Origin of the sequence: Nonomuraea dietziae (assembly GCF_014195505.1) — a bacterium.
GTDB classification, from domain to species: domain Bacteria; phylum Actinomycetota; class Actinomycetes; order Streptosporangiales; family Streptosporangiaceae; genus Nonomuraea; species Nonomuraea roseola.
Genome location: NZ_JACIBV010000001.1, coordinates 7306884 through 7332949, shown reverse-complemented (window position 1 = coordinate 7332949; position 26066 = coordinate 7306884). Strand labels below are relative to the sequence as shown.

Below are 26066 nucleotides of genomic sequence, written 5' to 3'. Positions count from 1 at the left end.
ATGGCCAGGACCAAGGAGTTCGATCCCGACCAGGCGCTGCAGGCCGCTATGGAGCTGTTCTGGCAGCGGGGGTACGAGGCCACCTCCATGTCCGACCTCGTCCAGCACCTCGGCATCGGCAGGGCGAGCATCTACGCCACCTTCGGCGGCAAGCGCGAGCTCTACCTGAAGGCCTACGAGCGCTACCTGGAGCAGGGCATCGACTTCGAGGGCCTCCTGTCCGGCCAGGGGCCGGTGCTGCCCGCCGTACGGGAGCTGGTGAGAAGGTTCGCCGACGAGGCCGCGCACGACAGCGCCCACCGCGGCTGCCTGGTGGTCAACACCGCGGTCGAGCTGGCCCCTCACGACGAGGAGCTGGCCAGGCGGGTGGGGTCCAACTGGGACTTCATCGAGAACACGCTCGCGGCGGCGCTGACCAGGGCGCGGGAACAGGGCGAGCTGGACGGCGCCCAGGACCCCCGCTCCCTGGCCAGGTTCCTGCTCACGGTGCTGCAGGGGCTGCGCCTGATGGGCAAGGGGTCGAACGACGCCGCCAGGCTGCGCGACACCGCCGCGCAGGCCCTTCGCGTGCTCGACCTCACAGGATCGCCAGCGGGCTGACCGGGCTGCCGGTGCCTCCTTCGATCTTCAGCGGCGCCACGACCAGCACGAAGTCGGCGGGGCCCGCCTGAGCCAGCTCCTCCAGCCACAGCATCTCGATCAGGTGCACGCCGTGGCGGTGGAGCAGGATGAGGTGCAGGTCGTCCTCCAGGCTCTCGTCGGCGAGCTGGTCGGCGTTCAGCCCGCCGATGGCGGCGTTGTCGCAGGCCACCGCGGCCACGTCGCGCCCCGCCAGCCAGCGGCCCGCGTCGGGCGCGAGGCCCGGCTGGCCGCTCCAGTAGGTGTCGGGCCAGGTCAGCGGCCAGCCGGTGCGGATCACCGCCACGTCGCCCTGCCGCAGCCCAGGACCGATCTCCTCCAGCAGCGCCGCCCCGATCCTGAAGTCCACCGGCAGATGCGCCATGCCCAGGTGGCGCGGCACGTCGAAGAACACCCCTCGCGCCACGATCCCGCCGACCTGCTCGATGCCGCAGCGGGCGGCGCCGTACGAGCGGACCCTGGCGGCGGGGTGGCCGTTGTAGAGCTGGTCGCCCTCCCACATGTGGCACAGCGCGTCCATGTGGGTCGTGGTGCCGTGGTGGGTGACGATCAGCGCGTCGTCGGCCATCCGCAGGCCCGCCCCGATCGCCCTGGCCCCGGCCGCGTAGTCGCCGCCGTCCACGGACATGAAGTGCTGCGGCAGCGGACGGCCGCGCAGGTGCGGGACGGTCGTGGGGGCGGCCGAGGAGGTGGCGCCCCTGATCGGCATCGCCAGGTTGAGCACCTGGCCGGTCCTCGCGCCGGCGAGGGCGTCGAGCACCGTGGCCGGGGTGAGCAGGTTCAGCGTGCCGCGCTGGTCGTCTGTGCCGAAGCGGCCCCAGTTGTTAGGCTCGGTTACCAAGCAAGCGCTTCCTTTCATCAGAGAGGTGTCCATGCGACTGGACGACGTGTTCGCGCGGCAGATGGGGCTGGGTGCGGCCTTCGCCGTCCATGTCGACGGCGAGCTGGTGGTGGACCTGTGGGGCGGCGTCGCCGACCGGCGCACCGGCAGGCCGTGGGAGGCGGACACGCCCGTCCTTTCCTACTCCTGCACCAAGGCGGTGACCGCGACCGTCGCCCTGCTGCTGGTCGAGCGCGGGCTGTTCGAGCTGTCGACGCCGGTGGCCGCACTGTGGCCGGAGTTCTCCTCTCCCGAGGTCACGGTGGAGCACCTGCTCACCCACCAGGCGGGGCTGCCGGCGATCGAGGAGCGGGTGCCTGTCGAGGAGTACGGCGACCAGGCCGCCATCGCCGCCAGGCTGGCGCGCCAGTCGCCGCTGTGGGAGCCGGGTAGCGCCCACGGCTACCACGCGCTGACCTACGGGTTCCTGGTCGGCGAGGTGGTGCGCAGGGTGACGGGCAAGTCGGTCGGCGAGCTGGTGGCCGCGGAGATCGCGGGGCCGCTGCGCCTCGACCTGTGGCTCGGCGCGCCCGACGACGTGATCGCCAGAGCCGCCCGCCTGTCCGCCGGCCCTCGCTCCGGCCCGTCCCAGCAGGGCCTCACCGAGGCCGCGCCCCTCGCGGAGAGCGAGCCGCCCAGCGAGGCCGAGCAGGCGGCGCGCGATCCGAACAGCCTGATGAACAGGGCGCTCGGCAATCCCGGCGTGCACAGGCTGAAGGGCGGCGCCAACCACCCCGACCTCCTGCGCGCGGGCTGGCCCGCCATGGGCCTGGTCACCACGGCGAGGGCGCTGTCCGGCTTCTACCGGGCGCTCATCGCCGGCGAGATCCTCCAGCCGGGCACCCTTCGCGACGCCCTGCGCCCCAGGGTCTCCGGTCGCGACAGGGTCCTTCTGGTCGACACCTCGTTCGGGCTCGGGTTCATGCTGCCCTCCGAGGGGTTCGCGCCCTTCGCGCCCACCGCCTTCGGCCATGCCGGCATGGGGGGCTTCCTCGGCCTGGCCGACCCAGCGCGCGGCCTGGCCATCGCCTACACCATGAACGAGATGTCGGCGGCCTTCGCGGGCGGCACGGCGGCGTGGGAGCTGACGAAGGCGGTCTACGACGCGCTCTGAGCTCACTGCATCGTCACCCCGCCGCTGACCGACAGCGTCTGCCCCGTGATGTAGGCGGCGCGTTCGGTGCACAGGTAGGCCACCAGTCCCGCGACGTCCTCGGGCTCGCCGAGCCTGCGCAGCGGGATGCCCCTGGCGATCTTCTCCACGAGTCCCGGCTCCTGCTCGGCGACCCTCCTCAGCATCGGGGTGTCCGTCGGGCCCGGGCAGACGACGTTGGAGGTGACCTCGCCCTTCGCGGCCTCCCTCGCCAGCGTCTTGGCCAGCCCGAACAGCCCCGCCTTCGTCGCGGCGTAGGCGCCCTCCCCGCCCGAGCCCGCCCTCGCGCCGTCGGAGGAGACGAACACCAGCCGCCCCCACCCGCGCTCGACCATCCCCGGCAGGAGCAGCTTCGTCATGAGCATGGGGGCGCGCAGGTTGACCCGCCACATGAGGTCCCAGTGCGCGGGGTCGCTGCCGGTGAACGGCTCGACGATCGAGAGGCCCGCGTTGTTGACGAGGATGTCCACGGCGCCCGCCGCTGCGCAGAACTCCTCGATCGACGCGGGGTCGGCCAGGTCGACGCGGCGCGCCGTGCCCAGGCCCGCGGGCAGCGCCTGCGCGACCTTCGCCGCGCCCTCCCTCTCGACGTCCGCGACCACCACGCGGGCGCCGAGCGCGGCCAGGTCGGCGCAGATGGCCGCCCCGATCGCACCCGCTCCCCCGGTGACCACCGCGCTCCTGCCGTCCAGCCGCATACCGTCCATCACCGGCCCGCCTCCCAGACCCGAGCGGCCGTCACCCTGGTCGCCAGCAGGCCGATCGTGTGGTCGAGGACGGCCTGCGCGTAGTCGTCGGGGATGCCCGCCACGGCGTCGGTGACGACGGTGACCCGGTAGCCGAGATTGACCGCCTCGATCGCCAGGCCCTGGATGCCGAGGTTCAGCGACACCCCGACGGCCACCACCCGCGTCACGTCCAGCGACCTCAGCGTCATGTCCAGGCTGGTGCCGGTGAACGGCGAGAACCCGTGATGGCGGCGGCTCTCCAGATCGCCCGGCTCCCACAGCTCGGGCAGCACCTCGACGGCCGCTGTGCCCTCCAGCATGTGGGCGGGGTCCTTGAGCAGGTGGGCGAGGAAGGGGCTGTTGCGGGTGTGCGAGCCCGCCCTGTCGGCGCGGAAGGCCGCCGTGCAGTGGATCACCGGCACGCCCGCGCTTCTCGCCCCGCGCAGCACCTCGGCGGCGTTGGCGACCACTCTCCGCTTGTCGCACACCGCCACCAGCTCGGGAAATCTCGTGACATCGCCGACGACGCCGCGCTGCATCTCCATCACCAGGACGGCCGTGCGTTCCATCGACGCCTCCGCGCGTGCTCGAGCGCTTGCTTGGTGCGCCAAGAGTAACATCTCTCCTACCTTGTGGAAGAAGAGGTGACGTGCGGTGATTTCACGATGACAGACCGCGTCATTTCTCGGTCGAGCCGCGCGGTCATCCGCTAGCGTTAGAACACACGAACGGGGACCTGAACGCCGTTACCGTCCAGGTCCCTCCCCCACCGTAGAGGGAGAGCATGATGGGCATCAAGGAATCCGGCCTCCAGTTCGTCACGGACATCGAGAACGCCGTGATCGCGTCGAGGGCCGACATGATGCAGGGGCTGGAGGACGTCACCCACCGGATCAACGGGGTGGCGAACAACCTCAAGGAGTTCAAGGCCGAGGTCAAGGCCGAACTGGCCCAGTTCAAGGACGACCTGGCCGAGGTCAGGACCGAAGTGGCGGAGGTCAGGACCGAAGTGGCCGAGGTCAGGACCGAAGTGGCCGAGGTCAGGACCGAAGTGGCCGAGGTCAAGACGGAAGTGACCGAGGTCAAGACGGAAGTGACCGAGGTCAGGACCGAACTCACGGAGTTCAAGGCCAGCCAGACCGAGTTCAACACCACCGCGATGGAGATCCTCATCGACCTGCAGCGGAGGATTCCCGCCTGATCGCGACATGACGGAGCCCCCGGCCGCGCGTCCGGCCGGGGGCTCCGTCACGCTGTCACTTGAGGGTGGAGATGACCGGGTCGGCGTCGCCGCTGTTCCAGCCCGCGGAGTTGGGCGGGGCGAAGGCGGTGGTCGTCACCGGGGAGGAACGGCAGGATGAGGGCAGCACGAACACGACGCATGGCGGGTCTCCGTTAGAGGGTGCGGAGGAAGGCCAGCCCATCGACGGCGAGAGCGTCCTGGCTGGGCGCCAGCGGCCTCCAGATGGAGGCGGCGGTGGCGATCGTCTGGTTGTGGGCGGTGAACGACTCGATGACCAGCGGCCCCCCGTAGGAGACCTCGCGCAGCGCCCCCACGAAGGCGGGCCAGTCGAAGCGGTCCTGACCGGGGGTTCCCCTGTCGGTGCCGCAGACCTGGACGTGCGCGATCCTGCCCGCGGCCAGCCGTACGGCCGCCGCGGGGTCCTTCTCCTCGATGTTCAGGTGATAGATGTCGAGGGTCAGTCCGGCGCGCTCGGGCAGCGCCTCCAGCGCCTGCTCGACGGTGTTGAGCAGGCTCGTCTCGTAGCGGTTGAGCGGCTCGACCGCCAGCCGTACCTCGCTGTGGTCGATGACGGATTTGAGGTTCTGGCGCAGCTCGGCGTAGGCGGCCGCGCGCTCGCTCGCGGACATCCTCCACGTACGGCCGACCGCGCTGTAGGCGGGCCCCGCGATGACGGGTGAGCCGACGATCTCGGCCACGTCCATGCAGTGCCTGAGGTAGTCCTGGGTCTCCCTGACCGTGTCGGAGGCGACCAGGTCGCGTCCCGGCGGCATAACCAGCACCACGGAGGCGCGCAGGCCGAGCGAGGCGAGCAGGTCGGCCGCCCTGGCCGGGTCCCAGTCGCCCGGCTGCTCGACGGGCAGTTCGATGACGTCGAACCCCCACCCGGCGACCCGGGGCGCGAGCGCCTCCAGGTCGCCGTCGGTCAGCGGCGAGGTCCACACCCAGGTGTTGACACCCAGGTTCACTTCTTGCCGCCCCAGGTCTCGGGGAAGCCGGGCAGGCTCTCGCATCCGCACAGCGCGTAGTGCAGCGGCGGCATGTTGGGCTGCAGGTAGGTGTCGAGGTTCTCCGCGGTGATCTTCGGCTGGGGCAGCTTCCAGGTCTTCGGCACCTCCTCGCCCTTGAGGATCTTGAGCGCCGCGATGACCGGGGTGCGCCACTGGTAGGTCGGGTAGGTGGGGGCGATGGCGGTCAGGTTGTTCTGCTTCCACTTCTGCAGGAAGTCCTGCTGGTCCTCGCCGACCATGGCGGGGACGGGCACGCCCGCGTCCTCGAACGCCTCGACCGCGGCGACGGCGGTGGCTCCCGCGTCCATCCACACACCGTCCAGCTTGCCATGACGGGCGATGTAGTCGCTGACGATGCTCTTGGTCTTGGCCGCGTCGCCGTCGGTGAACTCCACGCCGACGACCTGCAGCCGGCTCTTGTCGAAGGTGGCCTTGGCCGCCGACCAGCGGGTCTCCAGGACGTCCACGCCCGGCAGGATGCGCAGGGCGAGCACCTTGCCGCCCGCGGGCACCTTCTCCACCAAGAACTCCGCGCCGTCGGCGCCGAAGGCGTAGCCGCCGATGGGGTTGATGAAGGTGACGGGGCAGTCGGTCTCCACTCCGCGGTCGAAGACGATCACCGGCAGCTTGCCGCAGGCGGCCTTCACCGCGGGGGTGAGGGTGGCGGTGGTGTTGGGCGAGACGATCAGCGCGTCACAGCCCTTGCCGGTCAGCTCGGCGATGTCGGAGATCTGCTTGTCGTCCTTGCCCTCGGCGTCCAGGGCGGTGAACGTGGTGAACTCCTTGTGCAGGGCCACCTCGGCCTGCATGCTCTTCCAGCCGACCTGCCGCCACGGGTTGTTGACGGCCGCGTTGGAGAAGCACAGGTGATAGCCGCCGCTCTTCTTGTACTGGGAGGTGCTGACCATCTGGGGGTCGATGGCCTGCTCCCACGGCTTGTCGGCGGGTCCCTGCGCGGTCTTGGTGCGCATCGCGAGCTGGGCGTCGTAGTCGGCCTGCACGAAGAACTTCGACTGCTCGCCCGTCCCCGCCGCGGACGCCGCCGAGGACGGCGCGGCGGAGGCGCCGGCCGAGGTCGCGGCCTGGGTGGCGGTGGTGGCCGGTTTGTCGCTGGTACAGGCGGCCGCGAGTAATGCGAGCCCTGCCAGGGCGACGAGGAAGGGCTTAGGACGCGACATGTGCGTCTCCTTTTCGGGGGGTGAGGGGGAAGGGAAGCCGTACGGCTCCCGCCGCCACGGCGGCGATGATGATGACGCCCTGCACGGTGAACTCCAGCGCGCCCGAGATGCCGTACAGGTTGAGCAGGGTGAACAGCGCCTCCAGCGTGAGGGCGCCGGCCATGGCCGCCACGACCGAGCCGCGGCCGCCGCCGAGCGCCACGCCGCCGAGCACGACCGCGGTGATGGCCGAGAACTCCAACCCCTGGCCGACCTGGGCGGAGACCCCCGCGAAGCCGCCGAGCAGGATGCCCGCGACCGCCGCGGCCAGCCCGGAGAGCACGAAGGCGAGGATCCGTGCCCTGGTGACCCTGACCCCCGACAGGGCCGCCGCGCGCTCGTTGTCGCCCGTGGCGATGAGCGTGCGGCCGAAGTCAGCCCGCATGATCAGCGCCGCGGCGACGCCCACGGCCAGCAGGATGAGCGTGGACCACAGCGTGTCGCGCCCGAAGACCCTGAAGGCCTGCGAGAGCGCCCCGCGCGGCGCGCCACCCGTCCAGAGGAAGACCGCGCCGGACAGCACGAGCATCATGCCCAGCGTGGTGATGAACGACGGCACCCGCAGCAGCGTCGTCACGGCCCCGTTGACCAGCCCGACCAGCAGGCCGATGACGATCACCAGCGCCAGGACGGGCCAGGTGGCCGCCTCGTCGCCGTCGATCAGACGGGCGGCGACTACCACCTCGACCGTCACCAGCGACCCGACCGACAGGTCGAACTCCCCGGAGACGATCACGAAGTACTGGCCCGCCGCTAGGATCACCAGCGGCGCGGCCCTCTTGACGAAGGCGAAGAACCCGGCGGGCTCCAGGAAGAACGGGTTGGCCACCGCGATGGCGACCAGCAGCGCGGCCAGGACCGCGAAGATCGGCAGAGCGCGCCTCACAGCCGCTTCCTTCCCGCACGACGGGCGTAGACGGCCACCGCCGCCACGATCACCACGCCGCGCACCACGTCCTTGAAGAAGGAGTTGACTTCGAGCTGGTTGAAGACGCTGTCGAGGACGGCCAGCAGCAGGACGCCGCCGACGGTTCCCGCCACCCCTCCCCTGCCGCCCGCCAGCGCCGTGCCGCCGAGGACGACGGCGGCGATCGACTCCAGGTCGTAGCCGCCGTCGGTGCCCACGGTGGGGGCTCCCGCGCCGAGCCTGCTGGCGAGCAGCAGCCCCGCGATGCCCGCGCACAGCGAGCACAGGATGTGGGTGACGATGACGACCCTGTCGGTGCGCACGCCCGAGAGCCTGGCCACGTCGGGGTCGCCGCCGACGGCGTAGACGCGGTAGCCGTACCTGGTCCTGCTGAGCAGGAACCACGCGGCGACGGCCACGGCCGCCCACAGCAGCGCCGAGACGGGCACGGGTCCGACCCTGTCGTAGCCGAGGTGCTGGAAGGACTCGGGAACGCGTCCCGCGGGGCCGTCGTAGAGGTGGTCGACGACGCCCTTGATGATGAGGGCGACGCCCAGCGTGGCGATGAAGGCGTGGACCTTCAGCTTGGTGATGACCACGCCGTTGACCAGGCCGACCAGGGCGCTGACCGCGATGACGGCGGTGATGGCCCCCGGCACGCTGCCCGCCTCCATGATCTCGGCGGCGACCAGGGACGAGAGGCTGATCAGGTAGGCGACCGACAGGTCGAGGGAGCCAGCGAGGATGGCGAGCGTCTGTCCCACGGCCACGATGCCGAGGGCGGCGCTGCGCTGCTGGACACCGACGACGGTCTCGAGTGTGAGCAGGTTGCCGCCGTCGATCGCGACCAGGATCCAGCCGACCACGATCGTGGCCAGCAGGGCGAGGTAGACGACCTGGGTGGAGCCGAGGCCGGACCACGGGCCGGGTCTCGCGCGCCCCACCTTCCGGTCGCCGGGGGAGCCGGGTAAGGCCACGCCTTCGGGCGCGGGCGTGGTGTGCAGGTTGTCGCTCATGTCGCCTCCTCGCTCGCGGCCAGGCGGATGATGTCCTCTTCCGACGAGCCGGCGGGGAGGGTCCCGGCGACGCGGCCGTCGCGCAGGACCACGACGCGGTCGCTCATCCCGATGAGCTCGGGCAGCTCCGAGGAGATCATCATGATCGCCATGCCGTCGGCCGCCAGCTCGCGCATGAGGTCGTGGATGGCCGCCTTGGCCCCGACGTCCACCCCTCTGGTCGGCTCGTCGAACAGCAGCACGTCGGGGGCGAGCGTCATCCACTTGGCGAGGACGACCTTCTGCTGGTTGCCGCCCGACAGGTAGAGGACCTCCTGTGAGGGGCGGGCGGGTGAGAGGCGCACCCGCTCCAGCAGGTCGCGGACGGAGGAGCCCTTCCGCCCGATGGCCCGCGTCACCAGCAGCGCGTTGTCGCGCACCGACTGCCGAAGGGCGAGCCCCTCGGCCTTGCGGTCCTCGGTGACCAGGCCGATCCCCGCGGCCACCGCCTCGCGCACCGAGCGGGGCCGCAGCGGCGTCATCGTCCCCCTGGTGAAGGGCGCGGCGCCGAACATCGCCTTGGCCAGCGACGAGCGGCCCGAGCCCTGCAGGCCCGCGACGCCGACGATCTCGCCCGCTCTGAGCTCGAGCGTGATGTCGTCCAGGCGCTCGTTGCCGCCGCCCGTGACGCTCAGCCGCACCTCACCCACGGAGGAGGCGCGAGGGGGGAAGTAGGTGCCGAGATCACGGCCGACCATCAGGCGGACCAGGTCGTCGGAGGTGACCTCGGAGGTGGACACGGTGGAGACGAGACGGCCGTCCTTCAACACGGTGACCTCGGAGGCGAGGTCGAAGACCTCGCGCAGGCGGTGGGAGATGTAGAGCACCGCGATCCCGCGTTCCTGTAATCGGCGCACCAGCCGGTAGAGCAGTTCGACCTCGTGCTCGGCGAGGGCGGCCGTGGGCTCGTCCATCACCACGATGCGCGCGTCGAGCGACAGCGCCTTGACGATCTCGACGACCTGCTGCTGGGCCACCGACAGCCGTTTGACGGGATCGCGGGGGCCGAAGGAGTCCTCGCCGAGGCCCGCGAGGAGCGAGGCGGTCGCCGTGTCCATCGCCGCGCGGTCGACGAGCCCGCGCCGCAGCGGCTCCCTGCCGAGGAAGACGTTCTCCGCGACGCTGCGCTCGGGCAGCAGGGTGAACTCCTGGTAGATGATGGCCACCCCGGCACGCTGGGCGTCGAGCGGGTGCCCGAAGGAGACCTGCCTGCCGTCGATCGTGATCGTCCCGGTGTCGGGGGCGTGCACGCCTGCGAGGATCTTCATCAGCGTGGACTTGCCCGCGCCGTTCTCGCCGACCACCGCGTGGACCTGCCCCGCCGCGACGGCCAGGTCCACCTCCGCGAGCACCCGGACGCCGAGGAAGCTCTTGCCGATGCCGGTCATGCTCAGCACTCGGCCCACCGCCCCGACGCCGCGGAGGCGAGGACCGCGTCGCAGACGCGGGCGGCGCGGGCGCCGTCCTCGAAGGTGGGCAGGCCGTCGCGGTGCTCGCCGCGCAGGGCGGCATAGCTGTCGGCGACGAAGGCGTCGAAGCACTCGTGGTAGCCCTGCGCGTGTCCCGAGGGCAACGGTGAGTACGGCAGCGCCTGCGGTGACAGTGTCGCGGGGTCACGTACGAGCGCCATGGAGCCGCTCCGCTGCCCGACCCACAGCTTCTCCGGCTCCTCCTGGTCGAAGGCGAGGCTCTGCTCGGTCCCCGACACCTCGAGGAACAGCCGGTTCTTGCGCCCTGGCGAGACCTGGCTGGTGGTGACGGAGCCGAGCGCGCCGCCCGTCGTACGGAACTGGACCGTGACGACGTCCTCGGTCAGCACGGGGGCGTGGCCTGCCCGCTCGCGCTGGACCACGCCGGTCTGGGCCGACACCGCGGCGATGCGCTCGCCGGTGACGAACTCGGCCAGGTCGCACCAGTGCGAGCCGATGTCGGCGAAGGTGCGGCTCGGCCCGCCGAGCTCGGGGTCGACCCGCCAGTTGTCGTCCTCGGGACGCAGCAGCCAGTCCTGCAGGTAGCTGCCGTGGACCAGGCTGACCCTGCCGACGTCGCCGCGCGCCACCCTGTGCCTGGCCTCGCGGACCATCGCGTGGAAGCGGTAGACGAACGGGACGGTGGCCACCAGGCCCGCCTCGGCGGCGCGGGCCGCCATCAGCGCGGCCGTCTCGGCGTCGGTGGCCAGGGGCTTCTCGCAGATCACCGCCACGCCCGCGGCCAGTGCCTTGAGCGTGAGCGGGGCGTGCAGGTGGTTGGGCGTGCAGATGTGAACCAGGTCGATCTCACCCGACTCGATGAGCTCGTCCGCCGAGGAGTGGGGACCCTGTGACTTGCCGGGGCGCGAACCCGCGACGCCGACGATCGTGGCCCCGGCCAGGCGAGCGGACCTGGCGTGCACGCCGCCCATGAAGCCGGTCCCGATGATGCCTACCCTGGGGTTATCAGCCGATAACCGGCTTATGTCCCTCATGTTTCGGGATCGTAGATCGTGATTATGACGACGGTCAAGCAAAAGTCCGCTCTTTACGGCAGAAGAGTAGGGCGCTATGCACCGATGAGCCGCACATGGAGGAGGTAGCCGTGTCCGGCTCCTGCGCTAGAGCCCTCTGCCCACGTCCACGATGAACCTGGCCAGGCCCGCTCTCCTGCGGAACAGCTCGTGCAGCTCGGGCGTGGGCTCCTCGCCGAGCCGTTCGAACGGCAGGGCCGTCCACGCGCTGCACAGCACCAGCGTGGCCGCGTAGCCGTAGGCGACCTCGGTGGGGTCGAAGCCCGAACCCTCCACGTACGCCGCCTCGATCGCCTCGTGGACGGCCGGCAGCTCGGCGGCCGTGAGCTCGCCCGCGTGCGCCCCGCCGACCAGCAGCTGGTTCAGGTCGAAGCCCACGCACGTCGGGTACGGCCAGCTCCAGTCGATCGCCACGAACTCCGCCGAGCCGTCGGCGGGGACCAGCAGGTTGGCGGGGCAGGCGTCGCCGTGCGAGAGCGTGTGCGGCAGCTCGCCGACGGCTTCGACGAGCGGCTCGATCCGCCCCGTCAACGCCATCAGGTCCGAGCGCAGCAGCGGATCGGCGTGGGAGGCCACCAGCGGATGACGCCAGAAGCCAGGGTCGCGCAGGGCGGGCAGGAACACGTTCGCGACGGGCCCGTCGACGTAGTACCGCAGCCCCGGGCAGGGGCCCGCGGCGGGGTGCATGGCGGCCAGCTCCCCCAGCAGCCTGGCGGCGGCCCTGTAGCGGTCGAGGTCCCACGGCGCGCGGTCGACGGGGACGTCCTCCAGCCACATCACATACCGCTCGTCGCCCAGGTCCTCCAGGTGGTGCAGGCGCGGCAGGCGCAGGCCCTTGGGCAGCTCCATGCCCGACAGGTAGACGTCGAGGTCGGCGCGCCACGGGAAGTTGGCGATCGCCGCCTCCCTGGCTTCCTCCGGCACCTCCTCGATCCCCGGCAGGTGGCGCACCGACCTGATCGACTTCACGATGAACGACCAGGCGGCGCCGCCCGTGGTGGTGCCGCTGACGCGGCGCAGCGAGGCGGTGGACAGCGCGCCGGACGGATGGGCGAGGGCCTCGGAGCGATGCGAGGCGATCCTCGCCTCCGGATCACCCAGGCTCCGTCTCACCAACTCCGTGACGTCCATGGTCCGACCCTGCTCTCCTCGCGATCGCCTCGCATGAGTAAGGCCTACTCAAATACCCTTCCAGAGTGGCACGGTCGTGGCCCTTCGCAGGCCGCGCGGCGCAGCTGAGCGAGATCAGGTCGGCCGCCCGCGGCCTGGTCGTCGTGGGGCCGCCGGGGGTCGGCAAGAGCAGGCTGGTGGCGCAGGCCGTCCGCGAGGCGGAGGGGGTGGCCTGGGTGCGGGCCACCGCGGCGGCGGCCGAGCTGCCGCTCGGGGCCTTCGCGGCGCTGCTGCCCTCCACGCCTCCCTCCGGCAACCCCCTCGGCTGGGCCGCCGACGCGGTGCGCGCGCCCGTGCTCGTGGTGGACGACGCCCATCTGCTCGACGGCGCCTCAGCCGCGCTCGTCCACCATCTGGTGACGCGGGGCCGTACCAGGGTGATCGCCACGCTGCGCACGGAGACGCCCGTGCCCGACGCGGTGCGGGCGCTGTGGAAGGAGGACCTGCTGCCGCGCATGGAGCTGGCCCCGCTGACCGCGCAGGAGAGCGCCGCGATCCTGGAGCGGGCGCTCGGCGGCACCGTGGAACAGAGCGCGGTGACCAGGCTGTGGCAGGCCAGCAGGGGCAACGTCCTCTACCTGCGCGAGCTGGTGCTGTCAGGGGTGCTGACCGAGAGCGGAGGGGTGTGGCGGTGGCGCGGGCCGCTGGCGATCACGCCTTCGCTGCGCGACACGATCGCGGGCCGCATCGGCGGCCTGACTCCGGACGAAAGGGAGGTGCTGGAGTACCTCGCCTACGGCGAGCCGCTCGGCGCCGACCTGCTGTCCGAGCTGGCCGCCTCGGCCGCGGTCGAGCGGCTGGAGGAGCGCCAGCTGGTGACCGTCGACTTCGAAGGCCGCCGCCTGCAGGTGCGCCTGGCCCATCCGCTGTACGGCGAGGTCATCAGGCACGGCTGCGGCACCCTTCGTGCCCGCAAGCTGCTGCGCAGGCTGGCCGACACCGTCACGGCCACGGGGTTACGCCGTCGCGAGGACGTGGTGAGAGTGGCCGTCTGGCGCCTCGACAGCGGGCCCGTCGCCGAGCCTGGCCTGCTGCTGGCCGCGTGCGACAGGGCCAGGATGGTCCGCGACCTGGAGCTGGCCGAGCGGCTGGCCCGCGCGGCGGCCGACGCGGGCGGTGGCCTGCCCGCCGCCATGGCCCTGGGCACCGTCCTGTTCTACGCCGACCGCTACCGCGAGTCGGAGGAGGTGTTCGCCGCGGCGTGGGGCCTCGAGATGGACGACTACTCGCGCACCACCTGCGGGGTCTACAGGGCGTTCAACCTCTGCTGGGGGCTCGGCGAGGTCGGGCGGGCGCTGGAGCTGCTGGAGGAGACCGAGCACTCGGTCTCCGCGCTCGACGCGCGGCAGGGGGCGCGGGGCACCAGGGCCTCGATCGAGGCGTTCGTCGGGGATCTGGACAAGGCCGCGGCCACGCTCCGCTCGACGATGACGATGGGACCCTGCGTCGAGCCCCGCAACGTCAGGGCGTTCGGCACCACGGAGGCCACCATCCTGGCCGCGAAGGGGCGCGCCACGGAGAGTCTGGAGGTGGTCGCCCGCACCGGGGCCGCGCTCGACAGTGCGGCCCACGCGCTGCCGAGCCTGCGGGCCGCGCTGCTCGACGCCGCCACCCAGGCCGCGCTGTACCTGGGCGATCTCGACACCGCCGAGCACCACGCCGACCAGGGGCGCAGGCTCGACGGCGAGTTCGGCGCGTGGGCACGGGCGGTCGTCGAGTTCGGCACCTACCGGGCGAGGGCGCTCAGGCTGAGGGGACGCGTCGCCGACGCCCTGTCCGCCGGCCGCGAGGCGGCCGCCCGGCTGCCCTCGCGAGGCGTGTGGGCGGGGTTCTGCCTGGGCGAGCTCGCCCAGGCGCACGCCCTGCTCGGTCAGCTCGACGCGGCAGAGGAGGCGCTGGCCAGAGCCGAGGCCACCGGGCTGCCGCTCGGGCCTCCCGTGGTCGTCCCCCTGCGTCAGGCCATGGCCTGGACGCTGGCCGCCAGGGGCGACGTCGCGGGGGCCATCGCGGCCCTGCTCGCGCTGGCCGACCAGGCGCTACCCGTCCAGACGCCCTTCCTCCTCCACGACGTCGTACGGCTGGGCCGCCCTTCGCTGGTCGCCTCCCGCATCATCGGTGAGGGCCCGCTGGTCGCGCTGTTCGCCAGGCACGCCGGCGCGGGCACCGGCGCCGAGCTCGACGCGGTGTCCCTGGAGTTCGAGCGCCTCGGCCTGATCCTGCACGCCGCCGAGGCCGCCGCCCAGGCCGCCCGCCGGTACCGCGACAGGGGGATGACCCGCGCCGCCCAGGCCGCGCGGACCAGGGCGTGGGCGCTGTCGCGCCGCTGCCAGGGCGCCCGCACCCCCGCCCTGCTCGATCTCGACGTACCCGAGCTGACCCCGCGCCAGCGCGAGATCGCCCTTCTCGCCGCGCAGGGCCTGACCAACAGGGAGATCGCCGAGCGCCTGGTCGTGTCGATCAGGACCGTCGCCAACACTCTCTACGCCGTCTACGAGAAGACCGGCGTCAGCGACCGCACCGCCCTGGCCGACCTGCTTCTCGGCTGAGCCCCCGCTCCCTCGGTTGACGCGCTCTCCCATGCCTTCTATGGTTCATTACAGGAGTAATGAACCATAGAAGCGAGTAACCATGTTCGACGACCGGAGCCCCATCTACCGGCAGATCGCGGACCGCATCAAGGCCGAGGTCCTGAGCGGGGCGCTGAAGGGAGACGAGCAAGTGATGTCCACCAACCAGTACGCCGCGTTCTTCCGCATCAACCCCGCCACCGCGCAGAAGGCGTTCCAGCAGCTGGTCGACGAGGGCGTTCTCTACAAGAAACGAGGTATCGGCATGTTCGTCAGTCCGGCCGCCCGTGACACGCTCAGGGCCGAGCGCCGGGAGGGCTTCTTCACCGACGTGGTCGATCCGATGGTGGCCGAGGCCAAGGCCATCGGAATCCCGCTGGACGACGTGATCAAGAGGATCAGGGACAGCCGATGAGGATCGACATCGACAACCTCAAGGTCGCCTACGGCGAGACCGTCGCCATCGACTCGCTGTCGCTGCGGCTCGACACAGGGAAGATCTACGGCCTGCTCGGACGCAACGGCGCCGGCAAGACGAGCCTGCTGTCCGTGCTGGCAGGCTTTCGCAGGCACAGCGGCGGAACGGTGCTCGCCGACGACAGCCCGATCTTCGAGAACTGGCTCACGACCAGGGAGATCTCCCTCATCCGCGACGCGGGAGAGACGGTCAACCTCGGCACGGTGGAGGACGCGCTCTACTTCGCCGAGGACGTGCGCCCCCGATGGGACGCCGCCTACGCGCAGGAGCTCATCGACCTGTTCAAGCTCGACCGCAAGAAGAACGTCAAGTCGATGTCCAAGGGCCAGCGCTCGGCCGTGGGCGTGGTGGTGGGGCTGGCGTCGAGGGCGCCGCTGACCATGTTCGACGAGTCGTACCTCGGCATGGACGCCCCCTCCAGGCAGGCCTTCTACGACGCCCTGCTCGCCGACTTCATGGCACATCCGCGCACGATCATCCTCTCGACCCACCTCATCGAGGAGGTCAGCTCCCTGTTCGAGGAGGTCGTCATCATCGACAAGGGCCGCCTCGTCGTGCACTCCCCCGCCGACGAACTGCTGGCCATGGGAAGCGCCGTCACAGGACCCGCCGAGCAGGTCGAGGAGTTCACCCGCGACCTGACCGTCCTCGGCTCCAAGCAGCTCGGCCCGACCAGGTCCGTCATGGTCTACGGCCCGCTCGACCACGCGGAGGCCCGCAAGGCGGGTCTGGAGACCGGCCCCATCGCCATGCAGGAACTGTTCATCCACCTGACGGGAGGCCCCGCCTCATGAGATTCCCCAGCCGCCTCCTCGCCGCCAACATATGGTTCGCGCTCTTCGCGTGGCTGGCCTACCTCGTGGTCATCACGCTGGTCACCGTCGGCATCGGCGTCTGGGGCGAGCTCAACGAGAGCGTGTGGGAGAAGGCCGTCCAGCTGACCAGGTGGTACGCGCTGTTCGTCGGCGTCGCCCTGGTCACCGAGTTCCTGCCGCTCTTCATCGCCCACGGGCAGAGCCGCCGCCAGTTCGGATTCCAGGCCGCCGTCACCATCGCGATCTTCGCGCCGTTCCTCTCGGCCCTGCTGGTGATCAGCTTCCTGCTGGAGTCGCTGCTGTACGGGCTGACCGGCTGGACCTGGGCCCTCGGCCAGGCCCACCTGTTCAGCGCGCCCACCCAGGTTCCGATGATCTTCCTCGAGTACACCGTGATGTTCGTGGGATGGCTCGTGGCCGGTGTCTTCGTCTCCTCCGCCTTCTACCGGTGGCAGGGCGGAGGGCTGCTGGCCATCGTCCCCGCCGTCGCCATTGTCCTGTTCGTCCAGGCCACGATCGGCGACAAGACGCCGCTGCCGTTCATCAGCCTCAGGATCGGCTTCGACGTGGCCGACTCGGCGCTCAGCGCGGTCCTCGCCGCCGTGGGCGCGTTCGTGGTCGGTCTCGGCCTCACCTGGCTGATCATCCGTGACGTCCCGTTGAGGAACAAGGTGTCATGAGCGCGTTACTCGAGGTCGTGGGGTTGCGCAAGCGCTACAAGGACATCGTGGCCGTCGACGGGCTCGGCTTCGCCGTCCACGAGGGCGAGACCTACGGCCTGCTCGGGCCGAACGGAGCCGGCAAGACCACGGCCATCTCGATGATCGTCGGCGTTCTCGACGCCGACGCGGGAGAGATCCGCGTCGCCGGCAGGGCCCCCGACCTCGCGACCCGCGCCATGGTCGGTTACGTGCCGCAGCAACTGGCCCTCTACCCCGACCTGACCGCCCGCCAGAACCTCAGGTTCTTCTCCGGCATGTACGGCATGCGGCGGGCGCAGGCGCGGACCAGGATCGCCGAGGTCCTCGAGCTCATCGGCCTGTCCGACCGCGCCGACCACGCCGTGGCCACCTACTCGGGCGGCATGTCGCGCAGGCTCAACATCGGCGTCGGCCTGCTGCACCGCCCGCGCCTGCTGGTCATGGACGAGCCCACCGCGGGCGTCGACCCGCAGAGCCGCACCTCCATCCTCGACAGCGTCCAGCGGCTCACCGGCGAAGGTCTCGCGGTCCTCTACACCACCCACTACATGGAGGAGGCCGAGCGGCTCTGCGACAGGGTCGGCATCGTCGACCACGGCCGCATGCTGACCGAGGGCACGCCGTCCGAGCTGGGCGACCCCGACCTCGAAAGCACCTTCCTGCGCCTCACAGGCCGAGCGCTGAGGGACTGACCATGCGCGCGATGCTGCTCATCCTCGCCCAGGACCTGCGCCGCCGCTCGAAGGACAGCACGCTGCTGGTCTTCGCGATCGTGCTGCCGCTCGGGATGGCGTTCATGTTCGACCTCGTCATCGGGGGCTCCGAGGGGCCGGTCGCCGCCCGCTACGGCGCCGTCGGCGCCTCCCCCTTCCCCTCGTCGCCCGCGCTCCCGCCCGTCGTCCCCGTCGCCTCCGAGCAGGAGGCGCGCGAGCTGGTCGAACGCGGCCGCCTGGACGCGGTGTTCGTGACGGGCCCTGGTTCCATCCACGTGATCGGCAGCGTCGACGCGCCGATCGCCGTCCAGGTGGCCCGCGAGATCGCCGAGTCCGCCGCGCTGCCGCTGCCGGGCCCGCCGCCGATCGAGATCGTCGAGGACGCCACCGCCGCCACCCGCGAGCTCGACCCCGCGACCCACTACGCGGCCGGCTCGGCGGTGTTCTTCATGTTCTTCGCCGTGCTGTTCGGCTTCACGGGGCTGTACGCCGAGCGGAGCTCCGGCACGCTGGCCCGCCTGCTGGCCGCCCCGGTGCCGAGGGCGAGCGTGGCGGCGGGCAAGCTGCTCAGCGGCCTGCTGGCCGCTCTGGCGGGAATGGCGGTGCTGGTCGGCGCCACCAGCCTGCTCATGGGCGCCCGCTGGGGTCACCCTGCAGGCGTGGCCGCGCTGTGCGTGGCCTGCGTGCTGGCCGCCATGGGGCTCAGCGCGTTCGTGGCCTCCTTCGCCAGGACAGCCGAGCAGGCCGCCACCTGGCAGTCGGTCATGGCCACGGCCTTCGGCCTGCTCGGCGGCTCGTTCTTCCCCGTGGGCTCGTGGTTCGTCCAGCTCACCCCGCACCACTGGTTCCTGCGCGGCCTCGCCGACCTGCACGGCGGCGCGTCCCCCCTGCCCTCCCTCGCGGTGCTGCTCGGGGTCGCCGCGCTCACCCTCCCCTTCGCGGCAAGGCTGGTGAGAGCATGAAGGTGCTGCTGATCGCCCAGGTCGGCCTGCTCAGGCTCGCCAGGGACAGGACCAACGTGTTCTTCGTGCTCCTCGCCCCCTTCCTGCTGATCCTGGTGCTCGGTCAGCTCTTCGGCGGTCAGGACGGTCTCAGGCTCGGCGTGGTCGCCGCCCAGGGGCAGCTGGCCGACCGCCTGGTCACCGCGCTCGGCTCGGGAACCCGCGTGACGGTCACCCGCGCGGCCGACGAGGCGGCGCTCAGGACGGCGGTGGAGCGCGGCGAGGTACACGCGGGACTGGTGCTTCCCGCCTCCTACGACGCGTCGCTCGCGGCCGGCCGCACGGCCGCGGTCCGTTACCTGATCAGGCGGACCGACCTGAGGAGCCACGACGTCGGCACATGGGTGCGCTCGGTGGTCAGGCAGGAGTCGGCCCGCGTCCTCGGCGTGTCGCCCACGGCGACGGTCACGGTGAGCACCGCGGGCAGGGCCGTCTTCCCCGAGGGTCTCAGCGCCTTCGCCATCTCAGCGCCTCCGCTGCTGCTCCTGTTCACCTTCCTCACCTCGCTCACCGCCGCGCTCGGCCTGGTGGAGACGCGCGCGCTGGGCGTCTCCAGGCGCGTGCACGCCTCGCCCACCAGGGTCGGCACCGTGATCGCCGGGGAGGCGCTCGGCCGCGTCGCGATCGCGCTGGCGCAGGGGGCGCTCATCATGGCCGGCTCGGCCCTGCTGTTCGGCGTCGACTGGGGCGACCCCTTCGGCGCGGTCGCGACCCTGCTGGCCTTCTCCCTGGTGGGCGCGGGCGCCGCCATGCTGCTCGGCGCCTCGTTCAAGACGCCTGGACCGCCGATCTCCCTCGCCATGATCCTGGGCCTCGGGCTGTCGGCGCTGGGCGGAGGGACGGTCCCGCTGGAGTCGTTCGACCCGACGCTGAGGACCATCGCGCACCTGACCCCGCACGCCTGGGGATACGACGCCTTCGCCCAGCTGGTGCGGCACGACGCCGGTTTCGTCGACGTGCTGCCCCAGCTGGGCGTGCTGACGGGGCTGGCGCTGGTCCTGTTCGCCCTGGGCACCTGGCGCCTTCGCCGCGCCCTCACCTAGAGCAGGGCGCGCCCCTGGGCCTCGATCGCGGCGGTGACCACGTCCGAGAAGGCGCGCATGCCCGCGGCGTTCGGGTGGAAGGGCATGGCGCGCGAGGTGGGAACGTACCCCTCGATCCAGCGGACGCCTCTGGCCGCGCACGCGTCGTGACCGGCGCTCGGCGTCTCCAGGTCGACATAGGTGGCGCCGCTCGCGACCGCCTGCTCGGCGAGCACGCGGTTGACGCGGGTGATGAGACCCTGGACCCACGTGGCGTCCTCGCCGAGCACGGGCACGCGCGGGTAGCAGCCGCCCCTGGGCAGGTAGGTCGCGTATCCGACGACGAAGATCCTGGCCATGGGCGCCCGTTCGGCGACGCGGCCGATGAGCCTTTCCAGTCTGGGCGCGAGGGCCTGGATCCTGGCCTGCCAGCCGTTCTCGCCGTCCTCGGGCTCGTCGTCGGCGCAGGGGTCGGCGACGAGCGGCAGCAGGTTGAAGCACTGCACGACGAGCTCGGTGAGCCTGAGGTCGTTGCCCCCGATCTGCAGGGTGACCAGGGTGGTGTCCTCGGTCACCGCCTCCAGCTGCGGGGGCACCTTGCCCGCGGGCGTGACCTGCCCCTCGTACATGTCCTCGGTGGTCGCGCCCGAGCACGAGGCGTCCCTGAAGACGGTGACGCCCAGGGACGCGGCGGTGAGCGAGGGATAGTTGCGGTTCGAGCGCAGGCAGCCAGGCTGGGCGAGCGACTGGTTCGGGATGAGCGGCCCGGCGGCGGCCGAGTCGCCGAGCGCCACGTAGACATCGCCGGGCGCCGCGGCGGGCCGCGCGGAAGAGGGCGTGGTCCCCACGAGCGCCATGAGCACGGCGGAGGAGAGCACGACGGTGGAACGGAGCATCGAGTCCCTTTCGGCCAGGACCGCCATGCGCGGCGCGTCCAGGGACGCACTGTGGCGCGGGCGCGGGCCTCGGATCCAGGCGACCGCGCGCTCCTTGCGCGCTCATGGCGGAGTCCTGGCCGAGCGCTGCCTCGCCGATCACCTCTCCGTGCGGGCCGCCGTTCGCGTCGCCGCCGCCTCGGCTCAGCAGACCGCCGGACGACGCCGCCTCGGCTCAGCCCGGACGTCGGTCACCGCCGCCTCGGCTCAGCCCGGACGTCGGTCACCGCCGCCTCCGCTCAGCCCGGACGTCGGTCACCGCCGCGTCGGGTCAACCCCGACGTCAGTCGGCGCCCCTTCGGCTCAGCTCGCCGTCAGCGGGACGGCCACGGTGATCTCGCCGCCCAGCCGGTAGCCCTCCGGCAGGTCGAGGTCGTCGCCGCTCCAGAACTTGCCGGGGTCGTACCAGTTGGGCCTGCGTCCCGCCTGCAGCAGGCCCATCTCCTCGTAGGTCACCGCGACGACCTCGGCGCAGTAGGCCCGCTCCAGCGTCGCCTCGCCCTCCTTCGCCGCCGCCTTCCTGCGCAGCCTCGGCACCCTGCCGCGCAGCCAGCGCCCCGCCAGCCGCGCCGTCGAGGGGAACGGCGTGCCGTCGAGCCTGGCGACCGTGCGCAGCGCGGCGTCCTCCATCTCCTGCGTCGCCTGCGGCTCGAGCTGACGCAGCCAGCCGCGCTGGCCGTACCTCTGGCCCCACACGGTGACCGCCTCGCGCAGGTCGTGCAGCTGCACCCCGCGCTGGTGGGTGCCCGACCACAGATCGAGCAGCGACTTGCCGAGTTCGGCGTGCCACATCATCGGCGGCAGGTCGTCGATCACGATCGACATGCCCACGTGGTTGACCGGACTGTTGGTCACGGTCTGGATGGCCCTGTCGGGTACCGAACGCCCCCTGAACACCCACAGATCGCCTGTCCGAGTGAGGTTCACGGCCTCGTCAAGAGTCAGCACAGCACTACCCTAGGCACATGCGCACGAAGTGGTGGAAGATTCTGGGCCTCGCGGGCATGGCGGGCGTGGCCGCGACCGGCGTCGTCATGGCCCGCGCCGAACGCCGCCGCCGTGCCTACACGCCGGAGGAGATCCGTAGCCGCCTGCGCGAACGCGTCGAGAACCCGCCACAGCAGACCTGAAGGGTGAGGGAGCGCCTCCTCTGCGACACCCTTCAGGCGCGCCCGCCTGCTCCGGCGAAGACGAGCCCGAACTCGTGGGCGAGAACGGCCGCCCGGGTGCGGTCGCGGGCGCCGGGCTTGTCCAGGATGTTCCTGAGGTGCGTCCCTCGCTGATCCTCCTCTGCGGACGAAGGGTCAGCCCGCGGGGCGGAGGTCGTAGGCGAAGACGACGTCGGGGTAGGCCGGGTTGTCGTTGTAGCCCTGGATGCCGCCCAGGTAGGCGCGCTGGTAGTTGACCACCCACGGCACCGCGGCCGCCGCCTGCACCTCAAGCAGCCGGCGGTCCAGCCGCGCGTACGCCCGCTGCGCCGCCGCCCTGTCGGTGACAGTCAGCTCGGGCAGGGTGTCGATCAGCCCGTCCGCGACCCGGTCCTTCAGGTACGTCAGGTTGAACTCGACCTTCTCCGCGCTCCTGAACACGTTCGTGAACCACGAGTAGGCGTCGGCGTAGTCGGGCCACCAGTACATCAGGAAGATGTCCTGCCCCCGCGTCTTGCCGCGCGCCCACTGCGCCTCCCACGGCATCGCCCTGGCCACGAGCGTGACGTTGAGCGGTTCTAGCGTGGCCGCCAGGCGCTGGACGAAGACGCGCTGGTCCTCGTCGCCCTGGGCGTAGGTGAGGGTGAGGCGCAGGTTGCGCCCACCGGGGCCGTATCCCGCGGCTGTCAGCAGCCGCGTGGCGCCCTGGAGGTCCTGCTTGGGCCTGCGGTCGGGCAGATGGCCGAGCAGTCCCTCGGGGATCACCCCCGTAGCGGGCGAGGCGGCTCCGCGCAGGGCCCTCAGCGTGCCGTCGTAGTCGATGGTCTTGCGCAGCGCCCTGCGGATCCGCACGTCGGTCAGCGGTCCCGAGGCGGTGTTGAAGAGCAGCATCGCGGTCTGGAACGACGGTATCTCGGCCGTGCGCACCCCTGCGGTCCTGGCCGCCCTGCGGTAGAGGGCGGGGTTCAGCCGGTGCACGAAGCTGGCCTCGCCGCGCAGCAGCCGCTGCCACGCCTCGTCGAGGTCGGGGATGACGATGTACTTCACCCTGGTGTAGTGGGGCCTGTCCCATCCGCCCCAGTAGGGCCGGTACGCCTTGAGCGTGAGCTCGTCGCGCTTGCCCTTCTGCCAGCTGGCCACCGTGTAGGGGCCGGTGCCCGCGTCGCGTCCCGCGGCGAACCAGGCCTTGAGGTCGGTGGAGGCGGCGGTGTCGTAGATGTAGGCGGCGTAGCCGGAGGAGGCGACGAGATCGAGCGGCACGGCGTACCTCAGCGTGAAGGTGACCGTGAGCGGGTCGACGGCCCTGATGCTCTCGACCGCGTTCCAGATGTAGGACGGCCCGCTCTTGGAGCGCATGGTGCGCTCGATCGAGGCCTTGACCGCGGCGGAGTCGAGCGGCCTTCCCGTGTGGAAGGTGACGCCGGAGCGCAGGGTGAACGTCCAGGTCCTGCCGTCGGAGCTGGCGCGCCACGAGGTGGCCAGGCGAGGACCCGCCTTCTTGGTGACCGGGTTGTAGACCGTCAGCGACTCGTAGACGTTCTGCATCGCGATGATCTCGTTGGAGTACGAGCTGGCGGGGTCCCAGTCGGTGACCACGCCGAGGTTCTCCACGTAGACGAACGTGGACTCCTTGGCGGGCGGCGGCTCCTGCCGCGCCTGTTGCGCCTGCTGGCCCGAGCAGCCGGCCAGGAGGAGCGCGAGCGCGGCCGCGATCAGCCGACGGCGCATCTGTCTCCCCCACTCCCCGATCTTGTGGTGAACTTACTGCAAGATCACGAAACAGCGCCGAAAATCCCGAAAAATCGGGAAATTGTGTGGGCCTATTGCTAGGCTCTCCTGTGTCCCAATCCGGGGTTCCGATGCCAGGGACCGACCGGAGTGAGGTGCCATGGCCCGAAGCCGCACGATCAGGGTGAAGATCGTCGGCCTACTGTTGGTCCCGCTTGTCTCGATGGTCACCCTATGGGTCATCATCGTCGCGGTGACAGCAGGGGAGAGCCTCGAACTTCGCTCGTACAAGGAGCGCTGGACCAACCTGCGCCAGCCGGCGAGCAAGCTGATCAGTGAGCTCCAGCGCGAACGCCTGTCCTCGGCGTCGCTGGTCGTCGACCGCGCGACCGCCGACGAGCAGGCCGAGGCCTACACCCAGCGAGCCAGGACCGACACCGCGAGGGAGCGCTTCCGTCAGCTGTCGGAGCTCTCGCGCGGCTCGTCCACGCCCGCCGTCCGTACGGAGATCGACACGGTGCTCACGCAGCTGGCGCACCTCGAGGGGATCAGAGGTGAGATCGACGCGGGCCTGTCGCCGATCCTGCCCACGATCGAGGCCTACAACGCGATCTCCGACGCGCTCTTCGGCCTGCAACGCAGCGTGGCGCTGATCGACGACATCCCGATCTACGAGCAGTCGCGCCTGGTCATCAACCTCGGGTACGCCAAGGAGCTGCTGACCAGGGAGCAGGCGATCGCGGTCGGCGATCCTGGCGAGGAGGAGCGCAAGCTCTTCACCCAGCTCGTCGGCAACCGCCGCTTCCTCATCGACCAGGCCCTCGCCGAGCTGGACGCGCCGCTGCGCGAGATCCAGGTGGGCATCATCACCTCGCCCGCCTATCAGCGGCTGAGGATCATGGAGGAGCAGATCATCGCGGGCCACGCGCCCGCCGACTGGCCCACCGCCTCCGACGCGCTGGCCACCACCATCCAGGAGGCGCAGAACAGCGCCAGCGTCCTGCTGTCCGAGCGCGCCGAGCCGGTCGCCGACGCGGTGCTCGTGCGGGCGCTGGTGCTGGCGGGCACCGGGCTGGTCGTGGTGGTGGTCTCGATCGTGATCTCGCTGCGGATGGGCAACAGGCTGTCCAGGGAGCTGGGCACGCTGCGCCAGGCCGCCCTTGAGGTGGCCGAGTCCAGGCTGCCGCAGGTGGTGCGCAAGCTGCGTCAGGGCGAGGAGGTCGAGGTGCCCGCGCTGACCGTGCCGGGCAGGACGGCCGAGATCCAGGACGTCGGCAAGGCCTTCGCCACCGTCCAGCAGACCGCCGTCGAGGCGGCCGTGGGCGAGGCGAAGCTGAGGGCGGGCGTCGGCCAGGTCTTCCGCAACCTGGCCAGGCGCAGCCAGACACTGCTGCACCGCCAGCGCATCCAGCTGGACGGCATGCAGCGCACCGCCACCGACCCGCAGGCGCTGGACGACCTGTTCCGCCTCGACCACCTCACCACCAGGATGCGCCGTCACGCCGAGGGCCTGATCATCCTGTCGGGCGCCGTCCCAGGGCGTGGCTGGCGCAAGCCCGTCCCGCTGCACGACGTCGTCCGCGGCGCGTCCGCCGAGGTGGAGGACTACACCAGGGTGAGCGTCTCCCCCATGCCCGACCACTCGCTGGCGGGGCCCGTGGTGGGGGACGTCATCCACCTGATCGCCGAACTCATCGAGAACGCCACCGTCTTCTCCCCTCCGCACACCGCGGTCACCGTCCGCGGCGAGCTCGCCGCCCACGGGTTCGCGATCGAGGTGGAGGACAGGGGCCTCGGGCTGAGCGAGGAGGAGCTGACCGATCTCAACGAGCGGCTGGCCAACCCGCCGGAGTTCGATCTCGCCGACAGTGACAGGCTCGGCCTGTTCGTCGTCGCCCGCCTGGCCGCCAGGCATGACATCCGCGTGACGTTGCGCGGTTCGCCATATGGAGGGACCACCGCCATCGTGCTGATCCCAGGAGAGCTTGTCTCCGAGCGAACAAGCTCGGAGGAGGAGAGCGATGCCCCGCAGGAGCACGACCCCGAGCCTGCCCGGCGGATGCGGGTGGTGACCAGTGACTGAGGAGCGCTGGCTGGACGAGGACGCAGGTCCTATCGTCCCCGCCTACCTGCTGACGCGTGGTCGCACCGTGCCCGCGAGCGAGGCCATCGCCCTCATCGCCGTGATCATCACGGCGGGCGGTCTCGCGATGCCCGTGGGGCTGAACCCCGAACACCTGATCATCCTGCAGCAGTGCACCAAGCCCACCCGTCTGGTGGACGTGGCCGCCGAGCTGAACCTGCCCATCGGCGTGGTGCGCGTGCTGGTCGGCGACCTGCACGCGCAGAAACTGGTCGAGGTCGAGAAGCCGCCTCCCGCGCCCGACGCGAAGGTGATGCTGGAGGTGATCAACGGGCTGCGAGCCCTCTGAGCGCAGGAGCTCGGGCCCGAG

26 protein-coding genes are annotated in these 26066 nt (G+C 71.3%); 13 read left to right on the top strand and 13 right to left on the bottom strand.

Features of this window, described 5'->3' with window-relative positions:
- Positions 1 to 600 carry a TetR/AcrR family transcriptional regulator gene (locus tag FHR33_RS35025; RefSeq protein WP_183657067.1) on the top strand — a complete coding sequence of 200 codons (600 nt, stop codon included), beginning with the start codon at positions 1 to 3 and terminating at the stop codon, positions 598 to 600.
- Here FHR33_RS35025 and FHR33_RS35020 read toward each other — a convergent pair.
- Positions 578 to 1480 (bottom strand): cyclase family protein, encoded by a 903-nt coding sequence (locus tag FHR33_RS35020; protein WP_183657064.1) that lies wholly within the window; start codon positions 1478 to 1480, stop codon positions 578 to 580. The genes FHR33_RS35025 and FHR33_RS35020 overlap by 23 nt on opposite strands.
- A 31-nt stretch (positions 1481 to 1511) precedes the next feature.
- Here FHR33_RS35020 and FHR33_RS35015 point away from each other — a divergent pair, with 31 nt between their 5' ends.
- Entirely contained in the window at positions 1512 to 2633 is a 1122-nt protein-coding gene (locus FHR33_RS35015; protein ID WP_183660476.1) for a serine hydrolase domain-containing protein, read from the top strand.
- A gap of 2 nt (positions 2634 to 2635) precedes the next feature.
- Here FHR33_RS35015 and FHR33_RS35010 read toward each other — a convergent pair whose 3' ends face one another.
- Both FHR33_RS35010 and FHR33_RS35005 read right to left on the bottom strand, forming a co-directional pair.
- Entirely contained in the window at positions 2636 to 3379 is a 744-nt protein-coding gene (locus FHR33_RS35010; RefSeq protein ID WP_183657061.1) for an SDR family NAD(P)-dependent oxidoreductase, read from the bottom strand.
- Complete coding sequence (locus tag FHR33_RS35005; protein ID WP_183657058.1) at positions 3379 to 3969, bottom strand: cysteine hydrolase family protein; 591 nt, start codon at positions 3967 to 3969, stop codon at positions 3379 to 3381. The genes FHR33_RS35010 and FHR33_RS35005 overlap by 1 nt, the downstream gene beginning before the upstream one ends.
- A gap of 218 nt (positions 3970 to 4187) precedes the next feature.
- Here FHR33_RS35005 and FHR33_RS35000 point away from each other — a divergent pair, with 218 nt between their 5' ends.
- Positions 4188 to 4601, top strand: a complete 414-nt coding sequence (locus tag FHR33_RS35000) for a DUF1664 domain-containing protein (RefSeq protein ID WP_183657056.1) — start codon at positions 4188 to 4190, stop codon at positions 4599 to 4601.
- 194 nt (positions 4602 to 4795) lie between these two features.
- Here the strand turns inward: FHR33_RS35000 and FHR33_RS34995 are convergent, their stop codons facing one another.
- The 7 genes from FHR33_RS34995 to FHR33_RS34965 form a co-directional block, all read right to left on the bottom strand.
- A complete protein-coding gene (locus tag FHR33_RS34995) occupies positions 4796 to 5656 on the bottom strand; it encodes a sugar phosphate isomerase/epimerase family protein (RefSeq protein ID WP_183657055.1) in 861 nt (286 codons plus the stop codon).
- Positions 5608 to 6831, bottom strand: coding sequence for an ABC transporter substrate-binding protein (locus tag FHR33_RS34990; protein WP_183657054.1), 1224 nt, complete (start codon positions 6829 to 6831; stop codon positions 5608 to 5610). The genes FHR33_RS34995 and FHR33_RS34990 overlap by 49 nt, the downstream gene beginning before the upstream one ends.
- The gene (locus FHR33_RS34985; protein WP_183657053.1) at positions 6818 to 7756 is read right to left on the bottom strand and encodes an ABC transporter permease; all 939 of its coding nucleotides are present in this window, start codon (positions 7754 to 7756) and stop codon (positions 6818 to 6820) included. The genes FHR33_RS34990 and FHR33_RS34985 overlap by 14 nt, the downstream gene beginning before the upstream one ends.
- Positions 7753 to 8793 (bottom strand): ABC transporter permease, encoded by a 1041-nt coding sequence (locus FHR33_RS34980; RefSeq protein WP_183657052.1) that lies wholly within the window; start codon positions 8791 to 8793, stop codon positions 7753 to 7755. Before FHR33_RS34980 ends, FHR33_RS34985 begins: the two co-directional genes overlap by 4 nt.
- Complete coding sequence (locus FHR33_RS34975) at positions 8790 to 10220, bottom strand: sugar ABC transporter ATP-binding protein (RefSeq protein ID WP_221242289.1); 1431 nt, start codon at positions 10218 to 10220, stop codon at positions 8790 to 8792. The genes FHR33_RS34980 and FHR33_RS34975 overlap by 4 nt, the downstream gene beginning before the upstream one ends.
- Positions 10221 to 10222: 2 nt before the next feature.
- A complete protein-coding gene (locus FHR33_RS34970; protein ID WP_183657050.1) occupies positions 10223 to 11296 on the bottom strand; it encodes a Gfo/Idh/MocA family protein in 1074 nt (357 codons plus the stop codon).
- Between the two features lie 126 nt (positions 11297 to 11422).
- A complete protein-coding gene (locus FHR33_RS34965; RefSeq protein ID WP_183657048.1) occupies positions 11423 to 12466 on the bottom strand; it encodes a phosphotransferase in 1044 nt (347 codons plus the stop codon).
- Positions 12467 to 12531: 65 nt separating this feature from the next.
- Here FHR33_RS34965 and FHR33_RS52900 point away from each other — a divergent pair, with 65 nt between their 5' ends.
- The 7 genes from FHR33_RS52900 (at position 12532) to FHR33_RS34930 (ending at position 19823) form a co-directional block, all read left to right on the top strand.
- Entirely contained in the window at positions 12532 to 15051 is a 2520-nt protein-coding gene (locus tag FHR33_RS52900; protein ID WP_183657045.1) for a LuxR C-terminal-related transcriptional regulator, read from the top strand.
- 82 nt (positions 15052 to 15133) lie between these two features.
- Positions 15134 to 15487, top strand: coding sequence for a GntR family transcriptional regulator (locus FHR33_RS34955; protein ID WP_183657042.1), 354 nt, complete (start codon positions 15134 to 15136; stop codon positions 15485 to 15487).
- Positions 15484 to 16344: an ATP-binding cassette domain-containing protein gene (locus FHR33_RS34950; protein WP_183657039.1), complete on the top strand. Its 861-nt coding sequence runs from the start codon at positions 15484 to 15486 to the stop codon at positions 16342 to 16344. Before FHR33_RS34955 ends, FHR33_RS34950 begins: the two co-directional genes overlap by 4 nt.
- The gene (locus tag FHR33_RS34945) at positions 16341 to 17045 is read left to right on the top strand and encodes a hypothetical protein (RefSeq protein ID WP_183657036.1); all 705 of its coding nucleotides are present in this window, start codon (positions 16341 to 16343) and stop codon (positions 17043 to 17045) included. The genes FHR33_RS34950 and FHR33_RS34945 overlap by 4 nt, the downstream gene beginning before the upstream one ends.
- On the top strand, positions 17042 to 17758 hold the full coding sequence (locus FHR33_RS34940) for an ABC transporter ATP-binding protein (protein ID WP_183657033.1): 717 nt from the start codon (positions 17042 to 17044) through the stop codon (positions 17756 to 17758). Before FHR33_RS34945 ends, FHR33_RS34940 begins: the two co-directional genes overlap by 4 nt.
- A 2-nt stretch (positions 17759 to 17760) precedes the next feature.
- Positions 17761 to 18741 (top strand): ABC transporter permease, encoded by a 981-nt coding sequence (locus FHR33_RS34935; RefSeq protein WP_183657030.1) that lies wholly within the window; start codon positions 17761 to 17763, stop codon positions 18739 to 18741.
- Complete coding sequence (locus FHR33_RS34930) at positions 18738 to 19823, top strand: ABC transporter permease (protein WP_183657027.1); 1086 nt, start codon at positions 18738 to 18740, stop codon at positions 19821 to 19823. Before FHR33_RS34935 ends, FHR33_RS34930 begins: the two co-directional genes overlap by 4 nt.
- Here FHR33_RS34930 and FHR33_RS34925 read toward each other — a convergent pair.
- Together FHR33_RS34925 and FHR33_RS34920 are read right to left on the bottom strand one after the other, a co-directional pair.
- Complete coding sequence (locus tag FHR33_RS34925) at positions 19820 to 20698, bottom strand: SGNH/GDSL hydrolase family protein (RefSeq protein ID WP_183657024.1); 879 nt, start codon at positions 20696 to 20698, stop codon at positions 19820 to 19822. The genes FHR33_RS34930 and FHR33_RS34925 overlap by 4 nt on opposite strands.
- A 342-nt stretch (positions 20699 to 21040) precedes the next feature.
- Complete coding sequence (locus FHR33_RS34920) at positions 21041 to 21682, bottom strand: hypothetical protein (protein WP_221242287.1); 642 nt, start codon at positions 21680 to 21682, stop codon at positions 21041 to 21043.
- A gap of 20 nt (positions 21683 to 21702) precedes the next feature.
- Between FHR33_RS34920 and FHR33_RS34915 the strand changes: the two genes are divergently transcribed.
- On the top strand, positions 21703 to 21867 hold the full coding sequence (locus FHR33_RS34915; RefSeq protein WP_183657008.1) for a hypothetical protein: 165 nt from the start codon (positions 21703 to 21705) through the stop codon (positions 21865 to 21867).
- A gap of 174 nt (positions 21868 to 22041) precedes the next feature.
- Here the strand turns inward: FHR33_RS34915 and FHR33_RS34910 are convergent, their stop codons facing one another.
- Positions 22042 to 23613 carry an ABC transporter substrate-binding protein gene (locus FHR33_RS34910; protein ID WP_183657005.1) on the bottom strand — a complete coding sequence of 524 codons (1572 nt, stop codon included), beginning with the start codon at positions 23611 to 23613 and terminating at the stop codon, positions 22042 to 22044.
- Between the two features lie 160 nt (positions 23614 to 23773).
- Between FHR33_RS34910 and FHR33_RS34905 the strand changes: the two genes are divergently transcribed.
- Both FHR33_RS34905 and FHR33_RS34900 read left to right on the top strand, forming a co-directional pair.
- Entirely contained in the window at positions 23774 to 25696 is a 1923-nt protein-coding gene (locus FHR33_RS34905; protein WP_183657002.1) for a sensor histidine kinase, read from the top strand.
- Positions 25689 to 26045 (top strand): DUF742 domain-containing protein, encoded by a 357-nt coding sequence (locus tag FHR33_RS34900; protein ID WP_183656999.1) that lies wholly within the window; start codon positions 25689 to 25691, stop codon positions 26043 to 26045. The genes FHR33_RS34905 and FHR33_RS34900 overlap by 8 nt, the downstream gene beginning before the upstream one ends.
- Positions 26046 to 26066: the final 21 nt, after the last annotated feature.

What these genes read in the sequence shown, in the direction of transcription:
- FHR33_RS34955 (WP_183657042.1), top strand. Translation starts at nt 15,134, where the DNA reads ATGTTCGACGACCGGAGCCCCATCTACCGGCAGATCGCGGACCGCATC.
- FHR33_RS35015 (WP_183660476.1), top strand. Translation starts at nt 1,512, where the DNA reads ATGCGACTGGACGACGTGTTCGCGCGGCAGATGGGGCTGGGTGCGGCC.
- FHR33_RS35005 (WP_183657058.1), bottom strand. Translation starts at nt 3,969, where the DNA reads ATGGAACGCACGGCCGTCCTGGTGATGGAGATGCAGCGCGGCGTCGTC.
- FHR33_RS34980 (WP_183657052.1), bottom strand. Translation starts at nt 8,793, where the DNA reads ATGAGCGACAACCTGCACACCACGCCCGCGCCCGAAGGCGTGGCCTTA.
- FHR33_RS34925 (WP_183657024.1), bottom strand. Translation starts at nt 20,698, where the DNA reads ATGCTCCGTTCCACCGTCGTGCTCTCCTCCGCCGTGCTCATGGCGCTC.
- FHR33_RS34905 (WP_183657002.1), top strand. Translation starts at nt 23,774, where the DNA reads ATGGCCCGAAGCCGCACGATCAGGGTGAAGATCGTCGGCCTACTGTTG.
- FHR33_RS34950 (WP_183657039.1), top strand. Translation starts at nt 15,484, where the DNA reads ATGAGGATCGACATCGACAACCTCAAGGTCGCCTACGGCGAGACCGTC.
- FHR33_RS34990 (WP_183657054.1), bottom strand. Translation starts at nt 6,831, where the DNA reads ATGTCGCGTCCTAAGCCCTTCCTCGTCGCCCTGGCAGGGCTCGCATTA.
- FHR33_RS34965 (WP_183657048.1), bottom strand. Translation starts at nt 12,466, where the DNA reads ATGGACGTCACGGAGTTGGTGAGACGGAGCCTGGGTGATCCGGAGGCG.
- FHR33_RS34995 (WP_183657055.1), bottom strand. Translation starts at nt 5,656, where the DNA reads ATGCGAGAGCCTGCCCGGCTTCCCCGAGACCTGGGGCGGCAAGAAGTG.
- FHR33_RS34935 (WP_183657030.1), top strand. Translation starts at nt 17,761, where the DNA reads ATGCGCGCGATGCTGCTCATCCTCGCCCAGGACCTGCGCCGCCGCTCG.
- FHR33_RS34975 (WP_221242289.1), bottom strand. Translation starts at nt 10,220, where the DNA reads ATGACCGGCATCGGCAAGAGCTTCCTCGGCGTCCGGGTGCTCGCGGAG.
- FHR33_RS35025 (WP_183657067.1), top strand. Translation starts at nt 1, where the DNA reads ATGGCCAGGACCAAGGAGTTCGATCCCGACCAGGCGCTGCAGGCCGCT.
- FHR33_RS34970 (WP_183657050.1), bottom strand. Translation starts at nt 11,296, where the DNA reads ATGAGGGACATAAGCCGGTTATCGGCTGATAACCCCAGGGTAGGCATC.
- FHR33_RS34940 (WP_183657033.1), top strand. Translation starts at nt 17,042, where the DNA reads ATGAGCGCGTTACTCGAGGTCGTGGGGTTGCGCAAGCGCTACAAGGAC.
- FHR33_RS34930 (WP_183657027.1), top strand. Translation starts at nt 18,738, where the DNA reads ATGAAGGTGCTGCTGATCGCCCAGGTCGGCCTGCTCAGGCTCGCCAGG.
- FHR33_RS35000 (WP_183657056.1), top strand. Translation starts at nt 4,188, where the DNA reads ATGGGCATCAAGGAATCCGGCCTCCAGTTCGTCACGGACATCGAGAAC.
- FHR33_RS34910 (WP_183657005.1), bottom strand. Translation starts at nt 23,613, where the DNA reads ATGCGCCGTCGGCTGATCGCGGCCGCGCTCGCGCTCCTCCTGGCCGGC.
- FHR33_RS34945 (WP_183657036.1), top strand. Translation starts at nt 16,341, where the DNA reads ATGAGATTCCCCAGCCGCCTCCTCGCCGCCAACATATGGTTCGCGCTC.
- FHR33_RS34915 (WP_183657008.1), top strand. Translation starts at nt 21,703, where the DNA reads ATGCGCACGAAGTGGTGGAAGATTCTGGGCCTCGCGGGCATGGCGGGC.
- FHR33_RS35010 (WP_183657061.1), bottom strand. Translation starts at nt 3,379, where the DNA reads ATGGACGGTATGCGGCTGGACGGCAGGAGCGCGGTGGTCACCGGGGGA.